This window comes from Streptomyces sp. NPDC093591 (assembly GCF_044764885.1).
GTDB lineage: Bacteria > Actinomycetota > Actinomycetes > Streptomycetales > Streptomycetaceae > Streptomyces.
The window spans coordinates 264,204-271,220 of the sequence record NZ_JBIWIY010000006.1; the positions used below are offsets into that span (position 1 = coordinate 264,204).

A 7,017-nucleotide genomic window follows, 5' to 3' on the forward strand; every position below is an offset into this window, starting at 1 on the left:
AACCAGAGGCCCCGAGCTCTTGGTCGAAACCGGTCTCCCTAGCGGAGCGTCAACGTGGCCACGGCCCCGCCGTCCGCCGCGTTGGTGAACGTCAGCCGTGCGCCGAGTACCTCCGCCTGACCCAGCGCGATGGTCAGCCCCAGCCCGTGCCCCTTGGCTCCGCCCTCCGTACGGAACCGCTGCGGCCCATGCGCGAGGAGGTACTCCGGATAGCCCGCCCCGTGATCCCGCACGGTGACCACCGGCCCGTCCACGGTCAGGGACACCGGCCGCCGCCCGTGCTTGTGCGCGTTCGCCACCAGATTCCCGAGCACCCGCTCCAGGCGCCGCCGGTCGGTCTCCACCACGGCGTCCCGTACGACGACGACCTCCGTGTCGGTGCCGGACCCGCGCACCACCCGCTCCGCCAGCGCCGCGAGCGGCTCACTGTCCGACTCCAGCCGCTCCCGCCCGGTGTCCAGCCGCGAGATCTCCAGCAGATCCTCGGTCAGCGTGCGCAACGCGGCCACCCGGTCCTGCACCAGCTCCGTCGGCCGCCCCGGCGGCAGCAGCTCGGCCGCCGCGTGCAGCCCGGTCAACGGTGTGCGCAGCTCGTGCGCCACGTCCGCCGTGAACCGCTGCTCGGACAGCAGCTTGCTCTGCAGTGACGACGCCATGGAGTCGAGGGCGGCGGCGACGGCGGCCACCTCGTCCTGCGGGCGGCTCGGGTCCTTCGTACGCGGATCGTCGACCCGCGCGTCCAGGTCGCCGCCGCTGATCCGCCGGGCCACCCGGGCCGTGGCGTGCAGCCGCCGCGTCACCCGGGTCACCGCGAACGCGCCCATCAGCAGCGTCGCCCCGATCGCCAGGACCGACGACCACAGGATCGCCCGGTCCAGCCCCTCGATGGTGCGCGCCTGCTGCGAGTAGTCGACCTCGACCGCGAGGGCCCGCTCGCCGTCGACCGGCCCCGCCGCCCACATGGTGGGGCGCCCGTGGTGGTCGGCGACCATCGTGCCGCGCTCGCCGGCCCACGCCAGCTCCCGCAGGGACTCCGGCAGCTCCGGCGGATCCAGGCCGACACCGTGCCCGAGCGGGTCCCCGGCCTCGAACGCCGCCGTCGCGTCCTCCAGCCGGGACAGCGCGAGGTCACGGGCCTGGCCGACGGTCTGGTTCGTCACCGAGACGTGGACGAGGATGCCGAGCAGCGCCGCGAGCGCGCAGCACATCACCGTGATGAAGACGGCGGCCTTCACGGCGAGCGGGCCGGCCCACCGGGGGAGCGCGAGCCTCATGGGGTGCTCGCCGAGGGGGAGGCGGACCGGGAGGGCGAGGCGGAACGTGAGGGCGACGGGTGGGGCGTCTTCTTGCGATGGCCGGTGCGCAGCATCTCGTCGTGCGTGAGCAGCATCGCCTTCTGGTCCGCCGCCCAGGTCCACTGCAGCCGGTACTCGTACCCGGCCACCTCGGAGGGCGAGCGCAGGATCACCGAGCGTCCGGCCAGTTCGACGCCGCTGATGGCGTCGTCCCAGCTCATCACCTGCACCAGCCTGCGCTTCTCGACGGTGTAGACGCGCACCGCGGTGGTCCGGCCGGGCATCAGTTTGAAGCCCAGCGTCAGCTCGGGGTGCCCGTCGCCGGTCAGATCCCGGTAGTACGGCTGGAGCACCGGGCACCTGCCGCGCCCGGCGCCCTTGGCGCACTCGGCCATCAGACGGCCGGTCTGCCCGTACGCCGCGTCCTTGCCGGTGAAGTCGTCCGGGCTCTCGGCGATCTCCTTGCGTACGACCGCCACCGGGTCCACGTCGCGGATGTCGCCCCCGGCGACGGTGACGCCCTTGACGGTCTCCCTGTTCACCTCGCCGATCTCATAGGCGGGACGGGACGCCGGCGTCAGTTCCGGCCAGAGCTTGTCCGGGCTGACCGCGGTCTCGGTCGGGCCCGCCCCCTGGAGCCCCCCGGCGTCACCGCAGGCCGTCACCGCCGGCAGCAGCAGTGCGACAAGGGCACCGAGCGCGACGGCGCGCGTGGGGCGGCTGCGAGGCACGGTTCTCCTGGGGCTGGGACGGGCGTAGGCCCGTACACCCTATTCGTACGGAAGTCCTTTTTGCGCACCCGGTGGGCGGACGGGCGAAACGGTTACTCGGCGAGTTCCTCGAGGAGTCGGGCGGTCGACAGGCCGGCCCGGAGGTAGTCGACGAACAGGTCGTTGTGCAGGGCCCACGGAGAGCGGCGGGAGCGTATCAGCCGGATCGCCTGCTCGGCGGAGTGGCTCCGGCGGATGAGGGCGTGCGCGATGACGAGTCCCGAGCGGTTGTACCCGTGGTAACAGCGAACGAGGACCCTGCGGCCCTCGTCCAGCGCCTCGCACGCCGCCTCCGCCAGCCGTATCACCCCGGCGAGCTGGGTCCCGTCCAGCGGCCCGTCGGGGATCGGCCACACATGGTGCTCGACCCCGGGATCGGGCCCGTGTCCCGGCAGGCGCAGCAGAGTCTGTACGAGATCGAACTCGTCCTGTACGACGACGAACTCCAGTTGTCCCGACGACCCCCGGAACTCGTGCCCGCCCATCCACAGGCCGGGCACGATCTCGCTCCACGGGCTGTCCGGAGCCGGTACGTCGGGTTGCTTCCTGCGGGTACGCAACGGCGCCTCCCCAACCACCCCTCCCGGGGGGTCTGCCCAACTCCTGGCAAAGGTAACCGGGTTCTTGCCCCCGCGGCACCCCGCCTGTTCCCATGGTCAGTGGGGTGATGGTGCATGAGCGGACTGCGCGTCATACCGACCTGGCGGCACGGCCGGGAGCGGCTCTACGTCTGCCTCACGGACGGGCGCAACCTCGCCTGGTACGACCGTGAGGCCGCCAGGATCAACCTGCTCAGCGACGACCGCCGGGAGGATGTGCTGGAGGCGCTCGGCCCCTTCGTCACCGGCCCGGTGACGGTGGGCCCGCCGCCGGTCCCCACGCCCGCCGAGCTGGCCCGGCTGTCCCTGCACCCCGACGACGACCTCGCGCCCAACCGCCCCGGCGAGGCGCTCATCGTCTCCCTCGACCGGGATCCGGCCCGCTCCCACCGGCTGCGCCGCCCCGACCCGCGGGTGGGGGCGCTGACGGCGGAGCGGACGGTCGGCGAGGCGCTGGACCGGCTGGACGGCGCGGGCTGGCACGCGCTGCACTCCATTCCGCTTCCCGGCGGTGACCGCATCCACCACCTGGTGATCGGGCCCGGGGGGCTGTTCGCGCTGCACAGCCTGTACGCCCGTAAGCAGAAGGTGACCGTCGCCGACCCGATGGTCTCCCTCGGGCGCCGCGAGCCGTATCCCCTGCTGCGCCGCGTCCGTGCCGACGCCGACCGCGCCTCGTACGCCCTGACCGCGGAGGTCCGGCCGGTCCTCGTGCTGGTCGGGGCGGCCGACGTGGCGATCCCCGGGCCGGTGCGGGACCTGCGCCTCCTACGGGACACGGAGGTGGAGGGGCTGGCTCGGCTGGGCGGGTTGTTGAAGCCGGCGGATGTGGAGGCGCTGCATGCGGTGGCTAGGGACCGGCGGGTGTGGGGTGCACCCGGCTGAACGGCCGGGTCGGCCGGGGTGGCCGTCCTTGGGGGCTGCCGCCCCCAGACCCCCGCTTCGGCCCTGAACGGGCCTCGTCCTCAAACTCCCCCAGAGGGGGCACCCCCGGACGGGCTGAAGTGCCTGGGCCGGCGCTGGAAAGGGGCCGTCGGGAATGTGAGGCCGACGGCCACGAACGGTCACGGCAGTGCGCCCGCCCGGTCCGCCTCCAGCAGCGGAGCGAGCAGGTCGCCGTAGTCCTGGAGGCGTGGGGTCAGGTCCGCGGCGAGGAAGGTCAAGGAGATGGGGGAGCGGCAGTCCTCCACCTCCTCCCAGGTGACCGGCGCGGACACGGTCGGGGTGCGGCGGGCGCGCAGGGTGTAGGGCGTGGCCGTGGTCTTGCGGGCGGCGTTCTGGCTCCAGTCGACGAAGACCTTGCCGGGCCGCAGGCTCTTCGTCATCCGGTGGATCACGAGCCGGGGCATGGCCTTCTCGGCCTCCACGGCGAGCTCCTTGGCGTACTCGGTGGCCTGCTCGGAGGGGGCCGGCCGGATGGCGGCGGCGAGGTGGAGGCCCTTGGAGCCGGAGGTCTTGGCGTAGGCCTCGATGCCGTCGGCCGCCAGACGCTCACGCAGCCAGAGGGCCACCTCGCAGCACTCGACGACGGTGGCGGGCGAGCCGGGGTCGAGGTCGAAGACCAGCCGGTCGGCCTCGCCGGGCGCGTCGATCAGCCACTGCGGCGTGTGGAACTCCGTGACGAGGTTGGCCGCCCACATCAGTGAGGGCAGATCCTGCACCAGCACCATCCGCGCCGGTCCTTCCACCCGGGGCACCTCGGCGGTGGTGACCCACTCGGGCGTACCCGGCGGCACGTTCTTGGTGAAGAACACCTGTCCGTCCGGCCCGTCCGGGTAGCGCAGGAAGGACACCGGCCGGTCGCGCAGATGCGGCAGCAATACGTCGGCGATGGTCGCGTAGTAGTGCAGCACCTCGCCCTTGGCGAACCCGGCCGCCGGATACAGCACCTTCTCCAGGTTGCTGAGCGCGAGCCGTCGCCCCTCCACCTCTGTGATCGGCGTCATACGATGAGAATCACATGAAACCGGCCGTAATCGCCTCGAAAGGTGCTGAACGTGCGATCCATCTGGAACGGCGCCATCTCCTTCGGCTTGGTCAGTATCCCGATCAAGGTGGTGAACGCGACCGAGAGCCACTCGATCTCCTTCCGCCAGATCCACACCGAGGACGGCGGCCGGATCCGCTACCGCAAGTTCTGCGAGCTGGAGGACCGCGAGGTCACCCAGGGCGAGATCGGCAAGGGGTACGAGGACGCGGACGGCTCGATCATCCCGATCACCGACGAGGACCTGGCCGAGCTGCCGATCCCGACCGCGAAGACGATCGAGATCGTGGCCTTCGTCCCGGAGGACCGGATCGACCCGCTCCAGATGGACGCGGCGTACTACCTCGCCGCGAGCGGCGCCCCCGCCGCCAAGCCGTACACCCTGCTGCGCGAGGCGCTCAAGCGCAGCAACAAGGTCGCCATCGCCAAGTTCGCGCTGCGCGGCCGGGAACGGCTCGGCATGCTCCGGGTCGTCGGTGACGCCATCGCCATGCACGGCCTGCTCTGGCCCGACGAGGTCCGCGCCCCCGAGGGCGTCGCCCCCGACGTCGACGTCACCGTCCGTGACAAGGAACTCGACCTCGCGGACGCCCTGATGGACACGCTCGGCGAGGTCGACCTCGACGATCTGCACGACGAGTACCGCGAGGCCGTCGAGGAGGTCATCGCCGCGAAGGCGGCCGGCGAGGCCCCGCCCTCCGCGCCCGAACCCGCCGCCGGCGGCAAGGTCCTCGACCTCATGGCGGCCCTGGAGAGCAGCGTGCGCGCGGCGAAGGAGTCGCGCGGCGAGGAGCCGGCCGAGGTCAGACGTCTGCCGGAGCGCAAGGCGGCCAGAGCCGCCCCGAAGCAGGCGGCGGGCAAGAAGTCGACGGCGACGAAGAAGACGGCGGCCAAGAAGACGGCGTCGGCCAAGAAGTCCACGTCGAAGACGGCCCAGGGGGCGAAGAAGACGGCGGCGAAGAGCACGGCGAAGAGCACGGCGAAGAAGACCACGGCCAAGACCGCGAAGACCGCCAAGAAGACGGCGGCCCGCAAACGCAGCGCGTGAGCGGGGGCGACCGGAGCCTCAGCCCGACCGGCGCAGCACCAGTACCGCGTTGTGCCCTCCGAACCCGAACGAGTTGCTGAGCGCCAGGTCCCCGTCCCGCGGCAACGCCCGCGGCACCCCCGTCACCACATCCAGGTCGATCGCGTCGTCGACCTCCTCGCACCCCACGGTCGGCGGCACCACCCCGTGATGCAGCGTCAGTGCGGCGGCGACGGCCTCGACCCCGCCCGCGGCCCCCTGCAGATGCCCGAGGTGCCCCTTGAGCGCGGTGACCGGTACGGACCGTCGTCCCAGCACCGCCCGCAGCGCACTCGCCTCCGCGAGGTCGCCCTCGACGGTGGCCGTGGCATGGGCGTTCACGTGGACGACGTCCCCGACGCGGCCACCGGCGTCCCGCAGGGCCCGTCGCAGGGCGAGCGCGATGCCGTTGCCGGACGGGTCGGGGGCGGCCATGTGGTGGGCGTCGGCGGACAGTCCCCAACCGGCGGCCTCGCAGTAGATCCGCGCTCCCCGGGCCCGTGCGTGCTCCTCGGCCTCCAGTACGAGGATCCCGGCACCCTCGCCGTTGACGAACCCGGCCCGGTCCTTGGCGAAGGGCCGGGAGGGCGACCCGTCGGCCAGGTCCCCGTCGGCCAGGGCCCGCATCGCCGCGAAGGACGCCATGATCGCCGGCGTGACGACCGCTTCGGCGCCGCCCGCGAGAGCGACGTCGATCCGCCCGTACCGTATGCGGTCGATCGCCTGCCCTATGGCCTCGGTCCCCGACGCGCACGCGCTCGTCACGGTGCGGGCCTCGCCGGTGATGTGCAGATCGAGCGAGACCTGCGAGGCGGCCTGCGAGGGCACGGTCATGGGAGTGGTGAGCGGCGAGACGGCCCGGGGCCCCTTCTCCCGCAGCTGCCGGTCCCCGCCCACGAGTACGGACGCGTCCCCGAGGATGGCCCCGAGGCTCACCCCCACCCGCTCCGGATCGATCCCGCTCTCCCGGGTGCCGCCCGCCGTGAACCCGGCGTCGGCCCACGCCTCCCGGGCGGCCAGCACCCCGAACCGGGCGGCCCGGTTCATCCGCCGGGCGACGGGCCGGGGCAGCAGCCGACCGGGATCCACGGGTACGACCCCCGCCACCCGCACGGGTAACCCGTCGAACTCCGGATCCGCCAGCTCCCGTATGCCGTGGCGCCCTTCGAGCAGTCCTTGCCACAACGCGTCGGTCCCGATGCCCAGGGGCGTGACCGCCCCGAGCCCGGTCACGACGACTCTTCGCGGTGCGGACGCGGCGGACTCGCTCATCCGGGCATGCCCCCTCAGGTGGTTGAAA

The 7,017-nt window shown here is 72.8% G+C and carries 6 protein-coding genes and 1 pseudogene; 2 read left to right on the forward strand and 5 right to left on the reverse strand.

The genetic code is table 11. The features are described from left to right. Window positions 1–38: 38 nt before the first annotated feature. From ACIREI_RS15425 to ACIREI_RS15435, 3 genes are all read right to left on the reverse strand, one after another. Window positions 39–1,274: an ATP-binding protein gene (locus ACIREI_RS15425; RefSeq protein ID WP_403332618.1), complete on the reverse strand. Its 1,236-nt coding sequence runs from the start codon at window positions 1,272–1,274 to the stop codon at window positions 39–41. Beyond that, window positions 1,271–2,026, reverse strand: a complete 756-nt coding sequence (locus ACIREI_RS15430) for a hypothetical protein (RefSeq protein ID WP_403332620.1) — start codon at window positions 2,024–2,026, stop codon at window positions 1,271–1,273. Before ACIREI_RS15430 ends, ACIREI_RS15425 begins: the two co-directional genes overlap by 4 nt. A gap of 92 nt (window positions 2,027–2,118) precedes the next feature. Beyond that, window positions 2,119–2,625 carry a dual specificity protein phosphatase family protein gene (locus ACIREI_RS15435; protein WP_403332623.1) on the reverse strand — a complete coding sequence of 169 codons (507 nt, stop codon included), beginning with the start codon at window positions 2,623–2,625 and terminating at the stop codon, window positions 2,119–2,121. 114 nt (window positions 2,626–2,739) lie between these two features. Between ACIREI_RS15435 and ACIREI_RS15440 the strand changes: the two genes are divergently transcribed. Further along, window positions 2,740–3,549 (forward strand): nuclease-related domain-containing protein, encoded by an 810-nt coding sequence (locus tag ACIREI_RS15440; RefSeq protein WP_403332626.1) that lies wholly within the window; start codon window positions 2,740–2,742, stop codon window positions 3,547–3,549. A 179-nt stretch (window positions 3,550–3,728) separates the two neighbouring features. On the opposite strand, the gene ligD is transcribed toward ACIREI_RS15440, so the two are convergent. Further along, window positions 3,729–4,610, reverse strand: coding sequence for a non-homologous end-joining DNA ligase (ligD, locus tag ACIREI_RS15445; protein WP_403332629.1), 882 nt, complete (start codon window positions 4,608–4,610; stop codon window positions 3,729–3,731). A gap of 42 nt (window positions 4,611–4,652) precedes the next feature. Between ligD and ACIREI_RS15450 the strand changes: the two genes are divergently transcribed. Then, entirely contained in the window at window positions 4,653–5,699 is a 1,047-nt protein-coding gene (locus tag ACIREI_RS15450; RefSeq protein ID WP_403332631.1) for a Ku protein, read from the forward strand. 18 nt (window positions 5,700–5,717) lie between these two features. Here the strand turns inward: ACIREI_RS15450 and ACIREI_RS15455 are convergent. Continuing rightward, a pseudogene (locus ACIREI_RS15455) lies at window positions 5,718–6,983 on the reverse strand (beta-ketoacyl-[acyl-carrier-protein] synthase family protein); the annotation flags it as partial. Between the last annotated feature and the right edge of the window lie 34 nt (window positions 6,984–7,017).